The sequence below is a fragment of the Butyrivibrio sp. VCD2006 genome (genome assembly GCF_000423925.1).
In the GTDB taxonomy this organism is placed as follows: domain Bacteria; phylum Bacillota; class Clostridia; order Lachnospirales; family Lachnospiraceae; genus Butyrivibrio.
Window position 1 is genome coordinate 18,748 of record NZ_AUIX01000044.1, and the last position, 20,701, is coordinate 39,448.

17 protein-coding genes and 9 tRNA genes are annotated in these 20,701 nt (G+C 39.6%); all 26 read left to right on the top strand.

Features of this window, described 5'->3' with window-relative positions:
- Nucleotides 1-73 precede the first annotated feature (73 nt).
- The 26 genes from G586_RS0114600 (at nucleotide 74) to G586_RS0114720 (ending at nucleotide 20,700) form a co-directional block, all read left to right on the top strand.
- Complete coding sequence (locus G586_RS0114600; RefSeq protein ID WP_026528341.1) at nucleotides 74-1,102, top strand: Wadjet anti-phage system protein JetD domain-containing protein; 1,029 nt, start codon at nucleotides 74-76, stop codon at nucleotides 1,100-1,102.
- A gap of 64 nt (nucleotides 1,103-1,166) precedes the next feature.
- A complete protein-coding gene (locus G586_RS0114605) occupies nucleotides 1,167-2,714 on the top strand; it encodes a hypothetical protein (protein WP_026528342.1) in 1,548 nt (515 codons plus the stop codon).
- Nucleotides 2,711-3,418: a DUF6063 family protein gene (locus G586_RS0114610; protein ID WP_026528343.1), complete on the top strand. Its 708-nt coding sequence runs from the start codon at nucleotides 2,711-2,713 to the stop codon at nucleotides 3,416-3,418. The genes G586_RS0114605 and G586_RS0114610 overlap by 4 nt, the downstream gene beginning before the upstream one ends.
- On the top strand, nucleotides 3,402-7,781 hold the full coding sequence (locus G586_RS0114615; RefSeq protein ID WP_026528344.1) for a hypothetical protein: 4,380 nt from the start codon (nucleotides 3,402-3,404) through the stop codon (nucleotides 7,779-7,781). Before G586_RS0114610 ends, G586_RS0114615 begins: the two co-directional genes overlap by 17 nt.
- A gap of 289 nt (nucleotides 7,782-8,070) precedes the next feature.
- Nucleotides 8,071-8,397, top strand: coding sequence for a helix-turn-helix domain-containing protein (locus tag G586_RS23250; RefSeq protein ID WP_022779534.1), 327 nt, complete (start codon nucleotides 8,071-8,073; stop codon nucleotides 8,395-8,397).
- A gap of 1 nt (nucleotide 8,398) precedes the next feature.
- A complete protein-coding gene (locus G586_RS0114625) occupies nucleotides 8,399-9,523 on the top strand; it encodes an AAA family ATPase (RefSeq protein ID WP_026528345.1) in 1,125 nt (374 codons plus the stop codon).
- Nucleotides 9,520-10,269 (top strand): DUF3226 domain-containing protein, encoded by a 750-nt coding sequence (locus G586_RS0114630; protein ID WP_026528346.1) that lies wholly within the window; start codon nucleotides 9,520-9,522, stop codon nucleotides 10,267-10,269. Before G586_RS0114625 ends, G586_RS0114630 begins: the two co-directional genes overlap by 4 nt.
- A gap of 95 nt (nucleotides 10,270-10,364) precedes the next feature.
- Nucleotides 10,365-10,676, top strand: a complete 312-nt coding sequence (locus G586_RS23255; protein ID WP_022779531.1) for a helix-turn-helix domain-containing protein — start codon at nucleotides 10,365-10,367, stop codon at nucleotides 10,674-10,676.
- 200 nt (nucleotides 10,677-10,876) lie between these two features.
- A complete protein-coding gene (locus G586_RS25715) occupies nucleotides 10,877-11,089 on the top strand; it encodes a MazG-like family protein (protein WP_242832031.1) in 213 nt (70 codons plus the stop codon).
- 3 nt (nucleotides 11,090-11,092) lie between these two features.
- Nucleotides 11,093-13,882, top strand: a complete 2,790-nt coding sequence (locus tag G586_RS0114650; RefSeq protein ID WP_026528347.1) for a DUF3427 domain-containing protein — start codon at nucleotides 11,093-11,095, stop codon at nucleotides 13,880-13,882.
- Between the two features lie 2 nt (nucleotides 13,883-13,884).
- The gene (locus G586_RS0114655) at nucleotides 13,885-14,283 is read left to right on the top strand and encodes a (deoxy)nucleoside triphosphate pyrophosphohydrolase (protein ID WP_026528348.1); all 399 of its coding nucleotides are present in this window, start codon (nucleotides 13,885-13,887) and stop codon (nucleotides 14,281-14,283) included.
- A complete protein-coding gene (locus G586_RS26645; RefSeq protein ID WP_196811614.1) occupies nucleotides 14,280-15,458 on the top strand; it encodes an HNH endonuclease domain-containing protein in 1,179 nt (392 codons plus the stop codon). The genes G586_RS0114655 and G586_RS26645 overlap by 4 nt, the downstream gene beginning before the upstream one ends.
- Entirely contained in the window at nucleotides 15,459-16,049 is a 591-nt protein-coding gene (locus G586_RS0114665; protein ID WP_242832032.1) for a class I SAM-dependent methyltransferase, read from the top strand.
- A 70-nt stretch (nucleotides 16,050-16,119) separates the two neighbouring features.
- Nucleotides 16,120-17,283 carry an AAA family ATPase gene (locus tag G586_RS0114670; protein ID WP_242832033.1) on the top strand — a complete coding sequence of 388 codons (1,164 nt, stop codon included), beginning with the start codon at nucleotides 16,120-16,122 and terminating at the stop codon, nucleotides 17,281-17,283.
- 11 nt (nucleotides 17,284-17,294) lie between these two features.
- The gene (locus tag G586_RS0114675) at nucleotides 17,295-18,623 is read left to right on the top strand and encodes a hypothetical protein (RefSeq protein WP_026528352.1); all 1,329 of its coding nucleotides are present in this window, start codon (nucleotides 17,295-17,297) and stop codon (nucleotides 18,621-18,623) included.
- Between the two features lie 18 nt (nucleotides 18,624-18,641).
- Entirely contained in the window at nucleotides 18,642-18,842 is a 201-nt protein-coding gene (locus G586_RS0114680) for a hypothetical protein (RefSeq protein ID WP_026528353.1), read from the top strand.
- 508 nt (nucleotides 18,843-19,350) lie between these two features.
- Complete coding sequence (locus G586_RS0114685) at nucleotides 19,351-19,605, top strand: helix-turn-helix domain-containing protein (protein ID WP_026528354.1); 255 nt, start codon at nucleotides 19,351-19,353, stop codon at nucleotides 19,603-19,605.
- Between the two features lie 47 nt (nucleotides 19,606-19,652).
- Nucleotides 19,653-19,726: transfer RNA gene (locus tag G586_RS0114690), tRNA-Glu, on the top strand.
- Between the two features lie 3 nt (nucleotides 19,727-19,729).
- Nucleotides 19,730-19,811 (top strand) — tRNA-Tyr (locus tag G586_RS0114695).
- Nucleotides 19,812-19,887: 76 nt separating this feature from the next.
- Nucleotides 19,888-19,971, top strand: a tRNA-Leu gene (locus G586_RS0114700).
- A 3-nt stretch (nucleotides 19,972-19,974) separates the two neighbouring features.
- A tRNA-Leu gene (locus G586_RS0114705) sits at nucleotides 19,975-20,053 on the top strand.
- 3 nt (nucleotides 20,054-20,056) lie between these two features.
- Nucleotides 20,057-20,139 (top strand) — tRNA-Leu (locus G586_RS0114710).
- Between the two features lie 156 nt (nucleotides 20,140-20,295).
- A tRNA-Trp gene (locus G586_RS26245) sits at nucleotides 20,296-20,366 on the top strand.
- Between the two features lie 5 nt (nucleotides 20,367-20,371).
- A tRNA-Ser gene (locus tag G586_RS26250) sits at nucleotides 20,372-20,456 on the top strand.
- 5 nt (nucleotides 20,457-20,461) lie between these two features.
- A tRNA-Ser gene (locus G586_RS0114715) sits at nucleotides 20,462-20,546 on the top strand.
- 81 nt (nucleotides 20,547-20,627) lie between these two features.
- Nucleotides 20,628-20,700 (top strand) — tRNA-Arg (locus G586_RS0114720).
- Nucleotide 20,701: the final 1 nt, after the last annotated feature.

Below are 20,701 nucleotides of genomic sequence, written 5' to 3' on the forward strand. Positions count from 1 at the left end.
AAAAAATGAAAGAGTCCTGAGGGAACTCTTTCATTTTTACAGTAATGACAAGGTGAGTAAAGGTCGGTAAAGCATGGATATCAAGGCAAAACTTCAGAGATTTGGGAAAAGGACTATAACACTTGAAGAACTGTCTTCTGTCACTAATACGGTTTCATCAGATGTTAGGAATTTATATACAAGGATACAGGAAGTATGCGAACTGGAGTATATTGAACCGGTTAAGAATTCCGGCAAAAACGGCAATATTAGCTATCCACTATACAAGAAATACAGGATCTTGGTAAAAGAGGAAGCTGATAATGAAACCATAGACGAAATAAGAAAGTTGCATCCACTACTGCTAAGGAGTGGGTATTTATCTGCAAATCCTTTGGAATTTCAAAAGAATAGGGCTGTTATTGAATGCCTTAGTGCATATTTGTTTGGTGATAAAGATGTGACTTTTATATCCAGAAAAGAGCGTTCCTTTGAGATATTTGGACATGAAAAAACTCTTGATGACAGTATAGTGAAAACGCTTTTGCGGAAGCTGCAGATTACTGAGTCAGAACTGGGATTCTATGACACGCCGGAATATTGTTTTCATGATTATATTCCGGCCAGGAAAGATCACATGGCACTTCTTATCTGCGAGAACAAGGATATATGGTTCAACATCCGAAGGCGTATGTTTGAGGATGGTGTAAGAAGTCTGTTTGGAGTAGCAATTGACGGAGTTGTTTATGGCGAAGGAAATAAGGTTTCTGACAGAACGGGAGCTCTTGAAGAGTATGTTAAATTCATGGGTGATCCTGATGTGAAGTTCCTGTACTGGGGAGATATTGACAGAGAAGGCTTTGACATATTCAGAAGAACAAAAGATGCCAACGACAGGCTTGATATATCTTTATTTGTGCCCGGATATAAGAAAATGATAGAAAGAGCAAAGAATATAGAACTGGAGGATAGTCCGTCTTCCAAGAAGCAGAGCATGCGTTTCGATGATCTTATCAATGAGTTCTCCGATGATGAACGGAACTTCCTAACGGACATATTTGAGAATAATAAGCTTATTCCACAGGAAATAATATCATATAAGTATTTGAAAGAAGGCTGCTAGTCGACCACAGCGAGGCACGAGCTGATGAGAGACTGTATCCGTAATGAAATGGAGGTGAAGATTGATGCTTCGTTCTGACATAAAAGAGATGCTTTCGGATTTTCAGAACAGAATGAAGTTTATTGATATTGTAAGGAGCATCACTGTTACAAGCTATCCGGACGATATAAAGAAGATGTTCGGCGGAGACTATGATTATTTAAACAACATTGTGGTTGCAGTTCTTTTGTACATCAAGGAGCGTACTCTGAGTGACAGGCAGTCCTGTACACTTAAGGACATTGCCGGATTTCTTGACAGCATAATCCAGATTGTCCCTGAAGAATATGAAATTGACACTTATAAACTTGCCAGTTTCATTGTAGTAAATGTTCTTCAGAATAACGGGAAGCTCATTGAATACAATACATTTTACGCGGATTCGGAAAGCTTTAAGAAGATGCCAATCCGCCTTGTCAATGAGGAAAAGGGTTCTTATCATCTGACAGATGATGTTTTTGACTTCCTTTACAGGTCTAAAGAAATAGAGTCTGAACTGGATTATTCTGTAACCCGCTTTAAGATGCAGGAATACATGAAGCGTAAGAATTATTCCGAGGCACTTTCCCAGAGCAGGGAGCTGGTTGCAAGGCTCCGAAACATGAGTCACAGCATGGATGATTTCATAATGCGATGCCGCGAGAATATTGCAAAGATAACGGTAGATGAGTACGAGAGGATAGTAGGGCAGTTCAGAAGTCTTATGTTTGATGAGCAGAAAGAACTGGAGGAAATACAGAAGAATGCCCGCAAGGAGGCAGAGGCCATAAGGAGCGCACTTGATAATGGCGCTGATACTGAAGAAGCCAGGAAAAATCTGAAATCTCTTAATGAAATCAATAAGAATCTGGATATTACCATATTGGAGCAGCGGTCCCTTATTAATGCCAAAAGCTCTGTTTCGGAAAGTTATAAGCAGATGCTGCGGGACAGCTTTGTTATAAAAAGCTTTGAACGTATGAACTTTGAGCAGGACATTATGGTGAAACTCCGAAAAATGGGAGATGGACTGGGGGATGCAGTATATACAATCATGGAGCCACTACTCAGTCCGGAGTTTGATAAGAAATTCAGTATAGAAAACTTCTATGCAGCCTGCGGAACCTTCAGCAATGAGGAAGAAGACAAGGGGCTCAGCATAGATGATGCTGACATAAAAGCTGAGGAACTGGGCAGGAAAAGAAACGAAATATATATGGAAATATGCATAGCGTTTTTTGCATTTCTTCAGAAGGAGAGTTCTTTTGAGATAAAGAAGTTCATAAGATCCCTGTCAATGGATGAACTTATGAAGTGGAACAAGGAGAGTGCTCTTCCCAATACACTTATGACCATATATCAGAAAAAGGAGATTGATATTGGGGCACTCCATGGGGACGAGAGCCTGTTTGCTAAAGAACCACTTGGTGAGTTTGATCTGTTATGGGTTCTTTGCAATATGCCTCAGAATTATCTGAATATGAAGAGAATTACATTTTCTACATCTGACCAGAAATGCGAATTTACTGTGGATGATGGGGAAACGCAAGTGACAATAGAAATGACTAATTTTACAGTTGAGGTAGAACGATGAATAAAAATGCGCTTAAGCTTTATCATGAGCTTATGAAAAAAGGCTGGATAGATCGTGATGATAACAGCGTATTATGGGGATTTGTAGAGGATCCTGAAGCAAGAGACGAACTGGATCAGATGGGTGCTGAGCTTGGGTTTGAAATAATTCCTGCACAGAATCGGATTTACATGGTACCGACCCAGGATAATGATCTTTTTCTAAAAAACAATATTGATTACAGGTCTGATATCAAGGCAGGCAATGATGTAAGGACGAGGGATCTGTATCTGCTAAATTATCTTGCTATTTACATTTTGTATATATTCTTCAAGGGTGAGGGCTCAGAGGCACTTGTCAGAGACTTCATCACTAAGGAAGAGCTTATAAAGGAGTTTACCGATCACTGTCTTAGCGTAACTCAGAAGGGCGTAGATGGTGAGGATAAGGCAGAAGACTTCAGTGAGAGCTTTTACATGCTGGCTGAGGACTGGCTCGGTAAAAAGGAAGGGGATCCGACAAGCAGAAGAGTAGATGACCGTTATGGTGTTGTAAATAAAATTATTCTTAAGCTTCGGGCAGATGATCTTTTTGTAGAGGGCGATGATGGAAGAGTGGCTCCAACAAAGAAAACAAAGGATCTTATGCCATATGTACTTCGAAAAGAGCGTGTTCAGGTAATAAATGCATGGATTGAGGGGGATTCACATGCCACAGATAAATAAGATAAGGATTGTAAACTTTGGTTATAATGATGGCAACCGTTTTATCCCTGATGAATTATATGATCTTTCATCAGATAAGGGAGAGGCGCTTAATTCACTGTTTAACCTGAATAATGGTGGCGGTAAGACAGTCCTGGTACAGCTTATGATGCAGCCTGTGCACCCCAGGGCAATGGCAGGTGGAAGACATATTGAGGATTATTTTGGCCGCCCAGGAGATCATTCTTTTGTACTTATAGAATGGAATCTGGACGGAAGTGATGACAAGCTTCTGACAGGTATTGCCATAGCCGGAAGTGCCAGCGAGAACACTGATGAGAGCCTGAGGGGAAATAGCATCAGGTACTACACCTTTAAGACTGTTTATGAAAACAGTTATTCTTCCTACAGTATAGCGGCTTTGGAGCTTTCCAAAAATGAGAACGGGAAGTATGTACCTGCACCTTTTGCCTATGTAAGGGAAAAGGCTAAGGCCAGCAGAGGTATTCTGGAAGTTTATTCATCCGATGAAAGTACTAAATGGACGAAAGAGCTTTCCGAATATGGTATTTACAGATCTGAGTGGGAGACGGTAATAGAGGCTCTCAACAAGGATGAAGGTGGACTGAACCAGTATTTTGATGACGCAAAAACATCTGACAAACTGATCGCCAAATTCTTTATTCCGGCAATCGAGAATAAAATGAAAAGTGTGGCTTCAAGCGGGACGGATTCCTCTCTTGAAACCATGCTTATCAATTATGCAAAGAGAATCTCAGAAAAAGAAGCTGTCATCAGGGAAAGAGATACAAATAGAAGATTGATTGAAGAATTGTCGGATCTTGGTAAGGTGAGCGACGATCTTTATAATGCGGGGGAAGAATTATCGGATAGTATAGGTGAGGTCTGCGGTTTTAAGGCTTCCATTGGCAGGAAGATTGGAATCATAGATGAGAGTATATTTGGAACTGTAAATGAGATCCAGAGTTTAGATTCCAAGATCATGCATATAGAACATGAGGAAAAATCAAAAGAATACTACGATGCTAGTGGTGAATATGAGGTAGCTGCTAATGCTCTTTCGGATGCAAAAGAAGCCCTTGATCAGGCAAGGGAAGAAACAAAAGTAAAAAAGCATGATGAAGATATACTGCAATCAGCAAGGCTCTACAGGCAGATTTTAGAAGCCGACAGCCAGATAACAACATATAAGAAGCTTATTGAGGAAAAAGAGAACGATTCAGAGGATGCGGAAACTGTAGCAAGGCTGAAATACTCTTGCCAGCTGAAGGCCAAAAGTGAAAGTGAAGCCCTGTCACAGAGTATCGATCAGAAGGATAATCAGATTCGGAGTAAAAATGATGAGCTGTGTGATAGTATGGCAGAAATGGCAAAGGCTGAAAAGCTAAGGAACGATGCGAAGGAGAAACATTCGCAGTTTACTGCCAATCTGAATGCTTCAAAAGATAATACTGATACCAAAGTTAAGACACTAAAAATTGAAGCGGTAAGAATGCTGGACGGATTCTACTCTGAAAAAGATATAGAAGATGTGCGGATTAAGCAGGATGCTAATCGTGAGCAAACTGCCGTCTCCATAGCAAAAATCCAAAATGAAATAAAGGCTATGGATGACAGGAAAAATGAAATCCCTGATGAACTGGCTGATGTAAAGCTTAAACTTGGCAGGTTGTCAGAAGAGAAGAAAGTTGCTGAGGATGCGCTTTCAGAATACAGAACACTATTGGATTCACTTATACATATCTGCAGCAAATATAGCCTTGAAAATAGCACTATTTTTTCCGGTCGTCTAAAAAGTGTACTGCAGGAAGAAATAGAAATGACCGGCGCAAAGATCAGAAAGCATGGGCAGGACAAGCAGTCTTTGGAAGAAAGGCTTAAGGCCGCGAAAGAAGGTCATGTTCATATTCTGCCGGATATCATGAAATATGTGATGTCCACAGGAGTGTGGTGTCAGACCGGTGAAGAATACATTACAGGTCTTATGGAAAATGGTGCCATTACGCAGGAAAAAGCCAGGGATATTATGGAGCGACACCCGGAATTTGCATTTTCACTTCTTTTCAATAATGAAAAAGATATGGAAAAGCTTCTGGCGGCGGGGAATGTGGAGTGGCTCCCTGCCTCTGTTCCGCTTTTTACCATGGAACAGGTGAATTCTCTTATGTCAGGTGACATGGAAAGTGCTTCTCACCTAGCTGCTTATGACAAAGAATATTTTGCTGACAGATCAGGTTATTATGGCAGATTGGAAGATGAAATAAGAGTCAAAGAGGAAAAGTTGCAGCGTCTTAACGAAAGGCTGCGGGACAGTGAGGAAGAGAAGAAGCTCGTAGAAAAGTTTGATTATTCTGAGGACTGGAGCTCTTTACAGGAAAAAGCTATTGCCGAGCTACAGGAGAAAATATTTTCTTTGGAGGGTAGAAGGAAAGAACTGGAAGAAGAACAGGAAAGGATAAAGGAAAAGATTGATGCCCTTAAGGATGACCTGAATCATGAAGAAAAGCGTTTGAGGGAGCTCACCATGTGGATTGAGTCATTTGCTGAACTGAGCATAATGCTTACCAAGGAAAATGAATGGTATACAAAAATGCAGGAAGCATCTGTCATCCTGAAAAATTCAGAAAGCTCATATAAAAAAGCATGTGATGAGGTGACTAAGTGCCAGGATGAGCTGACATCATTTGAAAATGAACGTAAGCAGCAGGCTGATCATTTGGATCACATACGCACAGTTTTAGAGAATACGGGTAGTGCAAAGGAAGCAGAAATAGTTGAAGGATCATTGGAAGAACTCTACTCTCAGTACCAGACTCTTCTGGGGAGTCTCAGCGAAAGCCTGGATAATCTCAGAGTCAACCTTGATAAATCACAGCAGGATAGAGCGGAATATGAAAAAGAGCTTGGGGATTATGAATGTGATAAGTCTGAATATGAAGCGGTCCATTTTTCATCTGAAGCCCTTAAAAATGCTAAAGACGCAGTAAGAGCTGCTTCAGAAAAAATGGAGAAAGCGCAGTCCATATTTGGCGAATGCAATGTGAAAGAGGCATCTGCCAAGCAGAGATATGATGCAGCAGGGAAAGCACTTGAAGATTTTGACGGTGTAGCTCTTCCACAAAATGAGATAGGAGAGGATTTCAAAGCCAGAGTAAAGGCCGCCAAACAGGAGATAAGGCAGTTAAACGAAAGGAAGGATTCATTTGAGCAGGAAAAACGTTCACTGGAGAGAATCTTTGATCGTGTAGGAGATGTCTTAAAGCCTATTCAGTTTGGAGACATAATAAAGACTGTTACACTTTCCGAAAAACCGGATGCTCAGTGGGAGTCTATACATAATAATCTAATCCATGTAGAGAAAACCTTCCTATATCAGAAAGAAAAGCTTAAGAGCAGCATAAGAACAACAGTAGCAGAGTTTAAGGACATAGCTCTTTCTGAAATAGTGAATAAGCTCGGTGCCATCGGCGAGATGCTTGATGATTCTGAGATGAAGGGCGACCGGCTCTATACGGTCAGCGAGAGCATCAGCACAATGACAGCTTCCATAGAGAAGATTAATAGCAGGATTGAGACTGATCTAAGGGAGATTGAAAATGACTTTAATGACATTGTAGACCAGTGCATGAATCAGGGGAAGAGGATGTATCTTGACCTTCGCATGATAGCAGCCAGTTCAAAGGCTCATATTTTTGCGGGCAAGCCTCAGACCCAGATGGTAAAGATGGATCTTCCTGAGGAAAAAGAGATATCTGAGGAAGCATCAAAGGTTTCGATAAAGACTGAGATTGAGCAGGGGGCTAATGAGATAAAAGAGCTCCTTCGAAGCGGCGCTGATGAAAAGCAGATCCAGAAGCGCGCCAGAGCTTTAGTCTCAAGTGAAAGGCTTCTTCATAAGTACATACGCCAGGAATCCATAAAGATCAGGGTCTATAAGATTGATATGAACAGTGCAAACTCTGTATACAAGGGTTGGGAGGAGACACTGACACAGAGTTCCGGTGCCGAGAAATTTGTGGTATTTTTCTCAGTGGTACTGACACTCATGAATTATACCAGGTCATCAGCAGGGCTTGTCAGCAAAAACGTCAAGAGTGTGCTGATCCTTGATAATCCTTTTGGAAAAATAACCTCAGCGCATCTTTTGAAGCCAATGTTTGATATAGCAAAACACTTCAATGTACAGCTGATTTGTCTGTCAGATATCAATAAGAGTGATGTTGTCGGCTGCTTTGATTGCGTTATCAAGCTTGTTATAAAGGCACAGAACCTTTCAAACTTCGAAATAATGACGCATGAGGGTAATGAGAGGATAGAGCATGGCTACTATAAGATCATGAACGGACAGATGAGTCTTTTCTAATCTGATATTAGAATGATGCCAAAATGTTAACAAAAAGTAGGTTGAACTATTTGTTCATGAAGTTTTTTCTAACGGTGGAATATTTAATACCAAAGAGCTTTGTTATGATGAAAGTCCTGCGGAAATGTGGGACTTTTGTTATTTTGGCAATATGTTACAAATAACATATTATCGCTAAATATGTCATTTGTAGCATATTTTAATATTGCGCATTGGTATGTTATTAAAAACAAGTATTTGCTGCTATCAACAAAAATATGTTATACTTAACATATTGGAGGGCGAAATAGTGAGCAAAAACGAAATGGATGCGATATTTGAACAGATAAATAAACTGAATAAGCCAATTTCTACGAAAGAGCAGGATCATGGAGAGGGTATAAATAGTTCATTAAGCGATGTACTAAATGGGATATCGGAAGAAATACAAAGAGTATTGGATGATAATAATTTTACACAGGAAGATTTGTGTGAAATAACAGGAATGTCTCAGTCCAATATAAGTAAGATACTCAATGGTAAGGTAGCTCCAAGGATTGATACCTTACAAAAGATAGCAGCATCAACACATACAAGATTAGTTATAAGCTTTGAGAATATTGAAAAAGAGGACTGATATGGCACATATTGATTCTATAGAGATAAATGGTTACAGAGGAATAAAAGCATTAGCTGTCTCGGATTTTTCAAAAATAAACCTTGTCGTAGGTGATAATAACAGTGGAAAGACATCGTTTCTGGAGGCTTTTCAGCTATTATTTGCCAATACTCAACTGGGAACATTGAAAAGTGTTATTAATCAGAGAACTGTGCTTAGCCCCGATAAGAGTAGTTTTTACATTTCATTTATAAAAATGTTCAATATGGAACAGAATTCTGATCAGTTGGAATTTGATATTTCCGCAGAAAGCAGTAGTGGAATGCTTCGATTTCAGCTTAGTGGGAATGAACACAGCATTTCTGGTGATGAGGCTATTCAATTATCCATTTTGTCTCAGCGTGAAAAACTGCAGTATAAAAGGAATTCTGCTGTTTTGCCGGAAAAGGCAAAAGTATTCACAGGAAAAATTGTTGCTCAGACAGGAAAAAAGGTTTCCCAACAGGAAATCAGATGTACATCTTTGGATACAGGGTTCTCTGGTGTCTCTTTAAAAAAAGAGATTCAGTACATCCCTTCATTTGGACATCTTCGATACGACCTTTTGCAAAATATTGTAGAGAATCCAGAATACAAAAAGCTGGTAATTGATATTCTTAAACAGTTTGATAATAAAATTGCAGATATCTGTTATACCAAAGCGGATGATGGATCTTTTATTGAAACCATTATAACTGAGACTGGGGCTAATATGCCTTTCTCAGTATACGGTGATGGCATTAAAAAGATTCTTTATATTCTCAATAAGCTCTTTGATTCTATGGATTCAGTATTGTTGATTGACGAAATTGAGACAGGGCTTCATAAAAAATATTACGACATATTATTCCCTGTAATATTTGCATTGGCAAATAAGCTGAATGTCCAGCTGTTTATTGCAACTCATAGTGTGGAAGCAATAGATGCGATATTAAAATATGGTGATTATGATAAAAGGGAAGAGAAAGAGGATCCAATTAAGGTTATTACACTTAAGAGAATTGAATCAAAAGATGGAAAGGAAAGTAATATAGTTGCCAGAAATGTTACAGGGAACTATGTGTATGAAAACAGAAAAGTTTTTGAATATGAGGTGCGCTTATGATGACAGAATTAGTACTTGTAGAAGGCGTGTCTGATGTTCAATTGATCAGCTATTTCATGCAGAATGTATATGGATGGAAATACAGGAATAGTAATGCACTGGGGATAACTGAGCTTGATAAATATGAGCATATAGAAAGCTTGTCAAAAGGAGAAAACCAGCTTGTATTATGCGGCGTTGGAGGGAATGGCAAATTTGCTTCATTTATTGATAAACATCGCATAAACGCAATGATTGTCGAAAAAGATATAGCATCTTTGATGGTAGTAACCGATCGAGATGAAGATAATGATGCTAAGATAGGAAGAAGAGTTAATAAGGCGCTTGAGAATGTAACAGCAAAATCAGGGGAATGGATAAGCAATCATATAATAGATTTGTTTGGCCAAAATAAATTAGTTAATACTTTTTTACTGATAATTCCAACTAACGAAAACGGTGCATTGGAAAGAGTTATTATAGATGCACTGGAGGATATCCCAGAAGAAAAAGGGCTTATCGGGGAGGTGATTAGATTCATTGAGGATTTAAAAAGAGAAATGGTTCCGGATTTAAACCATGCAAATAAATATAACAAGGCCACTGTTGGAACGTTCTTTAGTGTCAGGGATCCACAAAATGCAATGCGTTCTTTTGGAACATTTATCTCCAAGATTGATTGGGCTCAGTCAGAGTCTCTTAAAACACTTTTTGAGCCGTTTAGTTACTTGGGTAGGGAGAAACCAATTGATAATCAAATTACGTAAAATTTGAACTGGCGGTTTATTTTCTATTATTGATAGTTGTGTTATTATATTCAGACGGGATGGCGTTGAAGATTCTTTTTACAGAGGAGGCGACCATGGACATAATGAATGTTTTTGTAGATATGCAGGCTACCGGAGAACGTATAAAGCAATTACGACAGGAGAGGAAAATAAAGGTATTCGAGTTGGCAAATGCACTTGGACTGGAATCCGAGCAGGCCATATATAAGTGGCAACGTGGTCAGTGCCTGCCAAATGCGGATAATCTTGTAAGACTTAGCATACTGTTTGGATGTCATATTGAAGATATCCTTATTCATAACATTACAGAAGAGGACGAGAGTCCTCTTCTTCCTGTTATAGGGTATATTAAGAAACATATAATGCTGTTATGGGAAAATGTATAATGATCTGCTCTGTTGGATATATTGTTTTGGGGCTGGATACTTGAGAAGCCAGAGCCTGGAGAAGGACCTATGGGTCCTCATTTTTTTGCAATGAAAGTGAGAAGGCTTTTTGTGCGTGTGGGAAAGTCTGAAACATTTATTAAGGATAGGAACGGATAAATATATAAAATTGAATTTGTAGTATACTTATTGTAGTTGCTTTGAAATGTTTTCGATGCTTTCAGTGGAGTCCTGATTATGATAAGCAAGCTGCAACAGAAGAACTTGCAGATATCATGAACTACTGCATTCAAATGGCTGACAAGATGGGGATAAATATCGAAGAAGCTATTATGGCTAAAATCAAGAAAAACGCAGAGAAGTATCCTGTTGAAAAGAGTTACGGGAGCAGTAAAAAGTATACGGAGTTATAGAGCATGGAACAGAATCTGTTTTTAACGAACTACACAGAACAAACTTTTTTGGAGCGTCTTAAGGACAATCTTAGGAGCTGTAATAAGTTTTGCTTTTCTGTTAGTTTTATAAAAAAAGCAGGACTTGTTTATATAATAAAAGATATTGAATCTGCATTACAACGTGGATGTGTTGGCAAGCTGATAACTTCAACGTATCAGAATTTTACGGATGTGGAGTCGCTCATCCGATTTCTTCAGCTGCAGGAAAGCTATGATAATTTTGAATGCCATCTTGATTTTGAGAGTTTTCATGATAATGGATATTCTGTAATTGGGTATCACTCCAAAGGCTATTATTTTGAATTTGATGACAGAGCAGAGTTGATTATAGGCTCATCCAATATTACCAAGTATGCTCTTAAGAAGAATGTGGAATGGGACTTAGCTGTTATAAGAAATTCTGAGTCAGAAGTATTCCTGGAAATGCAAAAGGAGTTTGAAGATAAGTGGAAAGGGACCTTTGCCGTAGACAGGGAGATTATTAACAGGTATAAGAAGAAAATAGATTTTGCAATTGAATGTTGGGATATGGACTATGGTCAGAAAATCGAGAATGTCCGTCCTAACTATATGCAGCATAAAGCCTTAAAGGAACTCAACAGATACAGAACGATGGGGAAGAAAAGAGCCCTTGTAGTGGCTGCGGCTGGCTCCGGGAAAACATTTCTGGCAGCGTTTGATGCAAGAAATTTTGATCCGCGAAGGTTATTATATGTTGTTCATGAAGGTTCAATAATGCAAAAATCCCTTGAAACATTTCAGGATGTTTTTGGCTCAGAGAAGACATATGGCATTTATAGTCAGTCATCGAAAGAATTAGATGCGGATTTTTTATTTGCAGGAAACATTATACTTAGCAGATCATTGGAGCTGTTTAGAAAGGATGATTTTGACTATATTATCCTGGATGAATGCCATCATGCCACAGCAGATTCTTACAGGAAGATTATTGATTATTTTGATCCGGAATTTCTTATAGGGCTGACAGCTACTCCGGAGCGAATGGATAATGAGGATGTTTTCGACCTTTTTGACTCAAATGTTCCTTATGAACTTAGGCTTCGCGATGCGATAATCAATGATCTGGTTGTGCCGTTCAGATATTATGGCATTAGAGACAGCCTTGTTGACTATGGATTGACCAAAGATAAGGAGAGGCAACTCATTTCACAGTTGGCCTCGGCTGATCACTGCGATTTCATCAGAGATAAGATAGAGCTGTACAGACCAGAAGGAAAACTTAAAGCACTCGCTTTCTGTAAAAACAGGACACATGCCATGATGATGGCTGAAGAACTGGGAGAGTATTACCATACTGCATATCTTACAGGACTTAACACTGTTACAGAAAGAAAAAGTGCATATGATGATCTGCAGGATGATGGCAAAGAACTCGAGATAATATGCACAGTTGATATTTTAAATGAAGGTGTTGATATCCCGGGAGTCAACATGGTGTTATTCCTGCGGCCAACAGAAAGCTCAACTATTTTCATTCAGCAACTTGGGCGTGGACTTAGAAAATATGAAGGCAAATCATATGTTACAGTCTTAGACTTTATCGGTAATAGCTATAAGAGAAGTGTTCAGGTGGCATTTGCGTTGGGTAGTCTTGCAAAGAATTTTATTCTGGAAAAGAGGCTTATGCAGAGCCTTGTAAAGGATGATTTCAAGGCTCTGGGACTATCTGATTATGGTGTTAGGGTTCATTTTGACGAGGAAAGTCAGACTGAAATTATTAAGTATATTGATAATGAGAACTTTAATGGTATCAACTACCTAAAGCAGGATTATTACAACTTCAAAAAGTATAGTAATAGCGAGTTTTATCCTAAGCACATGGATTATCTTAACAATGACTGTGCTCCGGATATTATGCGGTTCTTTAATACAAAAATAGGTGGAAGAAAGACATGCTGTTATTATAGTTTTCTTGTGGGGATAGGAGAGGAAAACCTGCCACTGTTCACTGATTCTCAGATGGCATTTATAAAATATGCCTCGTCATTGCTCCCATTAGTGAGATGCCATGAGTATGAAATAATAAAGATGCTTATGAACGGTGGTATGGAAGAAAAAGCGATTTATGATTTCTTTGAGCAGGATATTGACCATTTTAAAGCTGAAGAAGTAGAGCATGCCATAAGATTTATGATGAAAAACAAGGCTATTGTCCAAGATGGGAGTAGCTTTGCACTTAATGTTACTATGGACGATCAGCTTCGAGAATATCTGGAAGACTTAATTGAGTATGGCCTTGTCAGATATGATTCGGAATACATGAATCATGAGAAGTTTGTGCTGTGGAACAATTACCGAATGGATCAGGTTCAGTTAAAAATGCTTAAGGACCCGGATCATAATCAGAAGGGGACATATTTTTATGGCGATGAGGTTATAATCTTTGCTTCCCTGAAAAAGGACGCCTCACTGGAGGAACGACTGAATTATAAGGATAAATTCCTGGAGGATAACCTATTCCAATGGGAATGTGAAAATAATATATCATCATCTGATCTGCAGTCGCTACGATTATCCAAATATGCGCATCTTTTTATAAGAAAGGTTGCAGAAGAGCATGGTGTGCGATTGCCATATACTTATGTTGGGACTGGAGTTTTTTCCAACGAAAGGAAACAGGAAAAAATTGACCAGACAACCGGCAAAACAAATGTAACATATCTTTATGATATAGGAATGGAGGAAGTGCTTCCGGAATATCTTCAGTATGATTTTGGAATTGCACAATAGGTATGAAAACAGTAAACGTGGTCGCAGCCATAATATGCGACAACTATGAACATAAAACAAAAGTATTTGCAACACAGCGCGGATATGGTGAATTCAAGGACGGCTGGGAATTTCCTGGTGGAAAGATTGAAGAGGGGGAAACACCACAGCAGGCCCTTGTAAGGGAAATAAAGGAAGAACTAGCGGCGGATATTGAAGTTCATGACTTGGTAGAGGTCGTTGATCACGACTATGAAAAATTCCATCTTCATATGCACTGCTTTTGGGCAACAGTAAAAAATGGGGAGCTTTATTTGTTGGAACATGAAGCTGCCAAATGGCTGACAAAGGATACCATATCCGATGTCGATTGGCTTCCTGCTGATAAGGGATTGGTAGAAAAGATAAAAGAGAGTTTATGAGTGACGAACTATATTCAAATAAAATTGAATACAGTCTGAAGGTAGATAGCAAGTATTACAACTCGCTGGATATCGAAGGTTTTTCTCTGATGATGAAGGATCCTTCCTATTGTTATAAGTTTTACTGGCTTGAAGCTATTGTAAAGCTCGTATCAGAAGGAGTAAGAGATACAACCTTTGATGAAGTGATTAATGAAATGATAAGTAACGCTTGGTATTCAGTGCGTGAATATCATATCCATTTGAGTGGAATGCAGCTGGATGGCCAAGTAAGAGATGGCCTTGAGAGGGCGGTGATAAAGCTTGCTGAACTTAGTGGCCTTCCGTCAAATGCTTCAAAAGTTGAGATTAAGAATGCTATAAAAGAGTATGATAAAATCCTGAAAGAAGCCAAGGAACAGCTAACAAATATGGTTCCGTACCGTGCCCTCGCAGGGTTCTTTTCTAGATCTGAAGAGAATGCTGATTGGGGCAGCATAAAGAGAATTACGACATACATCGAAAGAATTAATCGGGATGTGGTGCTTTTGCCTTATACTCTTGGATCATCAAGTAAGCTGAAAAAGGAAATACATTTTGAGCCTGCTTGGATAGAAATGATCCAAGATAATACTGTGGCAATTCTTGGATGGATTCAGTATGAGAAGGTAAAGTGGCTCCAAAATAACAATCCTGAGGTTCCGGGGCTTGTATATAAGCTTGCACCGATGGATGAAAAGATGCGCAAACTTGGATTTGTTCATAAACTTTGGGATGGAATACTGGAGCAGAATGCGATTCGGGATGTCTTCACAGATCAGGAGATACAGCCTGGAAAATATGATGTTGATCATTTTATACCATGGTCATTTGTCATGAATGATGAACTGTGGAATCTGATGCCGATGGATTCATCACTGAATTCCTCAAAAAGCAATAAGCTTCCAAAGTGGGATCCGTTTTTTATTAGATTTGCAGAAAACCAATACCGGATGTATTCAATGATTCATGAAAAAGAAGGTGTACACAAGCTATTTGAGTCATGCTTGCGTGACAACCTTCATTCTATCTGGGCGGGACAGGAGTTATACCGTAAAGGGAATTCGAAAGATGAGTTCTTTGGGATTCTTGAGAAAAACATGCACCCAGTATACGATTCCGCTAAACGGCAGGGGTATGAGGTGTGGAACAGGTAAATGATGATAGATAAAAATGTAGATTATTATAATAGAAATGCAGACAGTTTTTTTGAAGGATCAATAAATGCTGACATGTCCGTCGTAAGAGCGCGTTTTTTATCTTATGTTCCAGCAGGTGGGAGGATTCTTGATGCTGGATGCGGGAGCGGAAGAGACAGTAAGGTATTCATGGAAGCTGGGTATGATGTTGTCTCTTTTGACGCTTCAGAAGAAATGTGCAAGAGGGCATCAGAATATATTGGCAGGGAAGTTAAAAATATGCGGTTCGAAGAAATGTCTTTTGCCAATGAATTTGATGGTATATGGGCATGCGCTTCACTGCTTCATGTTGCATTTGAGAAGCTACCAGAAATTGTAAAAAAACTTCATGAGGCATTGAGAACTAATGGTGCAGTATATGCATCCTTTAAGTATGGTGAAGGGACCAAGATACGTGGAGATCGTGTCTTCAGTGATTTTACAGAGGAGAGTGTTATTCCACTCTTTGAAAATGCAGGCTTTAAAATTGTTAGTAATGTGGTGGGAACTGATTCAAGACCTGGTAGAGAAGATGAAAAATGGGTCAATGTTATATGTGTGAAACTGTAAGGGCTGGTGCTTATGCATCAGCTTTTTATATTGAACGACAAGTTCAATGACAAAGGTAAATACTGGGGATATGATATTTTTTGTAGGTAAGAAAAGAAGCGTAAGAGAGGGAATTGAGTATATGAAAGTTATCAGTACTGGGTCAAAATTCAACATATATCCTGATGATCTTAGAAGTTATGATCAGCTTCCGGCTGATTATTATGTTGTTAGATATAGTGAGAAGGAAGGTTTTTTCCTGGAAAGGTATAACGAATTTAAGATTACTGACGCTAAAGTATATGGTATCCATTTGGAAAAGGTCGGAAAAGTTCTGGATTCATTTGGAATCTTTAACAGAAATCTTGGGGTCATATTGAGCGGAGATAAGGGAATAGGTAAATCACTTTTTTCAAGACTGCTTGGAAGACAAGCTGTTGAAAAGGACATTCCAGTAATTATAGTTGATACGTATTGGGAAGGAATAGGAAGCTTTCTGGACAGAATTCAGCAGGAAGTAATGGTTCTTTTTGATGAATTTGATAAGACCTTTTCAGAGAAGGAGCATGGAAGTAGCGCACAAACCAGCATGCTGTCCTTGTTCGATGGTGTTGCTCAGGGAAAGAAACTGTTTGTCATTACATGTAATGAACTGAGAGGTCTAAACGATTTCCTAGTTAACAGACCGGGACGTTTCCATTATCACTTCAGATTTGACTATCCTACAGAGGAAGATATCAGAGAATATTTGACAGATGTATTGGAAAAGAACTACAGTTCTGAAATCAATAATGTGATCGATTTTTCCAAAAGAGTGGCTCTTAACTATGACTGTCTCAGGGCAATTGCATTTGAAATCAACAGAGGGCAGAAGTTTTCCGATGCTATCAAGGATTTGAATATTGTTAATATCACATCAGAAAAATTCCGTTTACAGGCGCTGTTTAAAGATGGATCATGCTTGATCAATAAGAAGATTTCTATGGATTCATTTAGCAGTGATGTAGAAGAGTATCGATTACATGAGATCGGTGGTGGTTATGCAGGTGATATTAGCTTTAGTCCTTCCAGGATTAAATATAATGCAGCTACTCGTGAGCTGTACCTTGATGCAGATGATATTGTTCTCAGCTACGAGGATTATTCGTTAGAAGATGAAGAGAATCAGAAGAGGGAGAAAAGCTTGAGAGAACGCGGAATTAAGAAGGTGTTAATTGATAGAATCTCCGATAACAGGCTTCATTATGCGGTATAGGAGGTCAGCATATGTTTTTTAAGGATGTTGAAAAAGAATACAAGCTAGTAGCACCTGATGTTGATGAGCTTATTAGTTTTTGCGACATTGGTGCAGCGCATGAAGTCCTTTCAACGCCTACTATTCTTGGGGCTATTGAGCCATTGCTTGAGATTCTTAATCCTTTGGCCCCGATAAGAAGAAATGATGCTATAAAGGAAATCTGGATCAGGGTTCCCCGTGGTGCAATAGAGGATTATGACGATTTTGAAAGGCTGAAATCAATAGGGGAAGTTAGCGATTTCGATGATTTTTACAGACAATGGCTTAGGGATTATCCTGATGAGTATAAATGGTACAGGCTTATAGCAGTCAGATATTATGAAACAAACGGTAAGCTGCGCTGTTACGGAATGAATTTAAATGAGGAAACTGTAATTTCGGCGGTTATGAAATGGAGATCTTTTAATGAACCGGAATATTTTGAGGAAAAAGCTTTTGAAAAGCTATGCAAGCTTATTACGCCTGCTGTAATGGAATCCATAAAACTTTTACAGGATGATAAATACAATGATCTCATAGCAAAAGAGCTTCCGTATAGATATCGGAAAGGAGTGATTAAACGTTCGGATCTGTGGATTGCTAATCCTGAATACAAGGAAGAAGTTTATAGAGGGATATCTGATGAAATGATTAGCAGGCTTAAAGGCATCATTGCTTCCGGCGAGAATGATGAAGACAGAATTGGACGAATCCGGGATTTTACAGCAAATGATTTCTTTAGGGCATGTAAAATCGGCTATGAAGCAATCGGGTATAAATGTAAGGGCTTTTCTTTGCCAGAGCTATATATTCAATATTCAGACAGAAGAGATGAAGGCCTTACAGGAAGGGGAGTTAACCCTTATGATGAACCGGGTATCGATTTTGATGATCCGAAGGCATGGGATGAATGGTACTTCCATCGTAAACAGCGTGATTCAGGGCACCCATTTGAAGTTGCGCCTGGATATTATCATCTCTATGTTTGGCAAGATAAAACAGAATCTGAAACAGGGGGATATTATCTTAATCTGGTTGGATCACATTGGTGCCGCCGAGAAGTCATAAGCGCATATCTTGCCATAAAGGATGCTGGATTTCCGATAAGTTTATCGGGAGCTGAAATGTTTGTGGACAGCTTGGAAGGTGCAGATTATATAGGCATTGTTCCGGTGCACATGTCTGAGTATGAGTTTATTGATCAGCTTCCTGAAGAATTTGGATACATTGATGACTGTATGTATGCGGATGGAATTAAGGATGGCTGGTTTGATAAAATCATTTGGTTTCCTGAAGAGCCTGAGGAACTCATACAGTGAAGTGGTTGAGATTACCCTATGGGGAAATGGCTGGGAAAAGAATATGACAACTTAAAAAGTATTCCTGATATAAAAGATAGCAATGGAAATGCGTGTCTTTTCAATAGATTGACCATCCTTGGAAGTGCTATTGTTGCAATTATTATGGGCGGATTAGGTGCGTTTTTATATTCAAGGACAAGAAATGTGGATCAGATGAATATTAGTTGGACAAACTGATTTAGATAACGTCAAAATGGATGATTTCTTGGTATTTAAAAACAGGGAAACCGGCTAAAATACTGAAAAATCGAAAATTTAGATAAGCCATTTTGGAAGGGGCTATCCTGACATCATGGAGTTAAATATGGTTCTTGAATGACTTTATACTATGAGTATAATAGACGGCTAAAGATTTTAGTGTTACTATTCGATATAGAAAGAGATAAGCGGAGTAAAAATAATCTGCTCCCGGAAAGGAAAAACAGAGACATGACAACAACAATGAATCGAATTTATTGCCTCAATAATGAAAGTTATGAATCATCACTCCTGAAAAGATCAGAGTGGGGATTATATTTCATGTACTCATTTAAGGGTAGGCAATTGCGAGAAAATGTTGTTGATAGGCAAACTCAGTGAGAATAAATCCAGGGTCTGGCATATAAATTAACATGTTTTAGCGACCGCTTACCTTAAGTGAAAAAGGTGGGCGGTTTTTTCATGCAATAAGCGGAAAGGAGCAGAAATGGTAACAATACCTGCCATAGATATGGCGGCAACCGGAAGGAACATAACAAAGCTGCGTCAGGATGCCGGACTGTCTGTTAAGGATCTGCAGATGCTGTTTGGTTTCACAACACCGCAAGCTATATACAAGTGGCAGCACGGCACAGCAATGCCAACGATAGACAACCTGGTTGTACTGGCGGTGGTATTTGATGTTCCAATAGATGACATAATCATCGTTGACAATGGAGTTCAGGCACAGGTAGGTGCTTGAAAGAAAAATAGAATAAAGGAGCTGTGACTAAAAACAGCTCCGCATATGGTCCCCTCGTCTAAATGGCAAGGACACAGCCCTTTCAAGGCTGAAATGCTCGGTTCAACTCCGGCGGGGATCATCAGGGCAAGTAGCGAATCGGCAAACGCGACGGACTGTAAATCCGTTCTCTTCGGAGGTAATGGGCTCGACACCCATCTTGCCCACTTAGTTATTTGATAGGAGAAAAGACATGACACGATTATTGCGACTCCGACTTAGGAGCTTACAACTGAATTATCTGTGACCGTGGTGGAACTGGTATACACGCAGAGCTTAAGTCTCTGTTCCTATTGTTGGTTGCGAGTTCGAGTCTCGCCGGTCACATCTGCGCCCTTGGTGAAATGGAAGACACGGCAGACTTAGAATCTGTTGCGAAAGCGTAAGAGTTCGAGTCTCTTAGGGCGTACTTGCAGGATTGGCGGAAGCGGCAGACGCAATTGGCTAAGGACCAGTTGGGCTTAGCTCGTATCAGTTCGAATCTGATATCCTGCACTACACAGGTGTATCCCAAATGGAAGAGGAGGCGAGCTCAAACCTCGTTAATGTGTGGATTCGAATTCCACCGCCTGTATTTCTGCCAGAGGCAGAAGATTTTTATACATGAATAACCGACAAAAATAACGAGGAAAGAGAGGTGTAAAGAATAATATAGCCCTGATGTAATGGTAGCATTACTGTCTCCAAAACAGTTTGTGTGGGTTCGAGTCCTACGGGTTATGCTCAAGCTGCATTGGCAGAACGGGATTGCCGCGGTCTTGAAAACCGCTGGCTCCTTTACGGGAGAGAGGGTTCGACTCCTTCATGCAGCGCTTTAGCCGTGGTGGCCGAGCGGTAAGGCACCTGATTGCTAATCAGCGGTTTCCTTCACGGGAAGACAGGTTCGATCCCTGTTCACGGCGCTATGTTCCTCTAAGCTAATGGAGAAACTGTCCGGCTACGAACCGGGAATTAGGCGTTCGAGTCGCCTGAGGAACACTAATATCCCCTTCGCCAAGTGGAAAAGGCATGAGATTTCTAATCTCACATACGCGGGTACGAGTCCTGCAGGGGATAT

Excerpts from the sequence above, each read along its gene's own strand:
- G586_RS0114605 (WP_026528342.1), top strand. The coding sequence starts at position 1,167 with ATGCTTCGTTCTGACATAAAAGAGATGCTTTCGGATTTTCAGAACAGA.
- G586_RS23255 (WP_022779531.1), top strand. The coding sequence starts at position 10,365 with ATGGACATAATGAATGTTTTTGTAGATATGCAGGCTACCGGAGAACGT.
- G586_RS0114655 (WP_026528348.1), top strand. The coding sequence starts at position 13,885 with ATGAAAACAGTAAACGTGGTCGCAGCCATAATATGCGACAACTATGAA.
- G586_RS0114670 (WP_242832033.1), top strand. The coding sequence starts at position 16,120 with ATGATATTTTTTGTAGGTAAGAAAAGAAGCGTAAGAGAGGGAATTGAG.
- G586_RS0114615 (WP_026528344.1), top strand. The coding sequence starts at position 3,402 with ATGCCACAGATAAATAAGATAAGGATTGTAAACTTTGGTTATAATGAT.
- G586_RS0114665 (WP_242832032.1), top strand. The coding sequence starts at position 15,459 with ATGATGATAGATAAAAATGTAGATTATTATAATAGAAATGCAGACAGT.
- G586_RS0114630 (WP_026528346.1), top strand. The coding sequence starts at position 9,520 with ATGATGACAGAATTAGTACTTGTAGAAGGCGTGTCTGATGTTCAATTG.
- G586_RS0114610 (WP_026528343.1), top strand. The coding sequence starts at position 2,711 with ATGAATAAAAATGCGCTTAAGCTTTATCATGAGCTTATGAAAAAAGGC.
- G586_RS26645 (WP_196811614.1), top strand. The coding sequence starts at position 14,280 with ATGAGTGACGAACTATATTCAAATAAAATTGAATACAGTCTGAAGGTA.
- G586_RS0114650 (WP_026528347.1), top strand. The coding sequence starts at position 11,093 with ATGGAACAGAATCTGTTTTTAACGAACTACACAGAACAAACTTTTTTG.
- G586_RS0114600 (WP_026528341.1), top strand. The coding sequence starts at position 74 with ATGGATATCAAGGCAAAACTTCAGAGATTTGGGAAAAGGACTATAACA.
- G586_RS0114680 (WP_026528353.1), top strand. The coding sequence starts at position 18,642 with ATGGGGAAATGGCTGGGAAAAGAATATGACAACTTAAAAAGTATTCCT.
- G586_RS0114675 (WP_026528352.1), top strand. The coding sequence starts at position 17,295 with ATGTTTTTTAAGGATGTTGAAAAAGAATACAAGCTAGTAGCACCTGAT.
- G586_RS0114625 (WP_026528345.1), top strand. The coding sequence starts at position 8,399 with ATGGCACATATTGATTCTATAGAGATAAATGGTTACAGAGGAATAAAA.
- G586_RS0114685 (WP_026528354.1), top strand. The coding sequence starts at position 19,351 with ATGGTAACAATACCTGCCATAGATATGGCGGCAACCGGAAGGAACATA.